Source organism: Variovorax sp. MHTC-1 (assembly GCF_003984645.1).
Taxonomy (GTDB): Bacteria; Pseudomonadota; Gammaproteobacteria; order Burkholderiales; family Burkholderiaceae_C; genus Variovorax.
In genome coordinates, this window is record NZ_RWKI01000092.1 from 1 (window position 1) to 930 (window position 930).

Annotated in this window: 1 protein-coding gene; it reads right to left on the reverse strand. The window is 65.3% G+C overall.

Going from position 1 to position 930, the window contains the following annotated elements:
* Positions 1-264: 264 nt before the first annotated feature.
* Positions 265-930: IS110 family transposase (locus EJI01_RS28400; protein ID WP_126840416.1), on the reverse strand; the 666-nt coding region annotated here is incomplete at its 5' end.

A 930-nucleotide genomic window follows, 5' to 3' on the forward strand; every position in this document is an offset into this window, starting at 1 on the left:
GGGCCCGTTTGTCAACACCGGGCTGTCTCTGTGTTGTGGGCATTGTGCTGGAATCGTCTCGGTGCAGGTCACGCTTCTCTACGCAGTCGGGCCCGGGCCTTCCGGCCCGGCGCTGCACGCATTGGTCAGACGGAGCGGAGAGCCACGCTTATGGACGCGCTTTGATGCGCAGCAGACATTTGCGGCTTCATCCGGACCATCGTCCACACCTCAACGAATCTGTTCACAACAACCATTCAGCAGGGGTTGGTCTCGCTCAGCTGATCATGCGACAGCCTCCTGAGCACCCCAGCGGAACACCGTGCCATCGACCCACATGCGATGCAGGATGACGGCGAGCTTGCGTGCCACGGCAATCACAGCGCGGCGATGACCTCGCGTCTTGGCCAGCCGTATGCCCCAGGCCTTCAGCGATGGCCACTGCTCGTTGCGCGTGAGCAGCGAGTGCGCCGCCACGTAGAGCGCCGAGCGAACATCGGCATCCCCGGCGCGCGAGATGTGGCCAGGGTTGTCGCTCTCCCCAGACTGGAAGCGCCTGGGCGTCAGCCCGAAGTGCGCCGCGACCGTGCGAGAGGACGTGAACCGACCCGGGTCGTCCACGCCCGCCTTGAACGAGAGGGCGGTGACGGGCCCGACACCAGGCACCGACATCAGCAGCTTGCAGACCGGATCGGCCTTCACCAGCCCCTTGATGGCGTTGTCCAGCTTCAGGTAGGTCTTGTAGAGCACCGTCCTGGCGTCGAGCAACGGGTTGAGCGCGCACGCCAGCATCTCGTCCTCAGCGAAGGTCTGTCGCACCTGGGCGTCGAAGCTGCCATGGCCCACGCGAGGTGGCAGGCAGATTCCGAACACCCGAAGCAGCCCGCGCAGCTCGTTCTCCAGGTCGACGCACTTCTTCAGGATCGCCTTGCGGCTGGCCAGCAGCGCCCG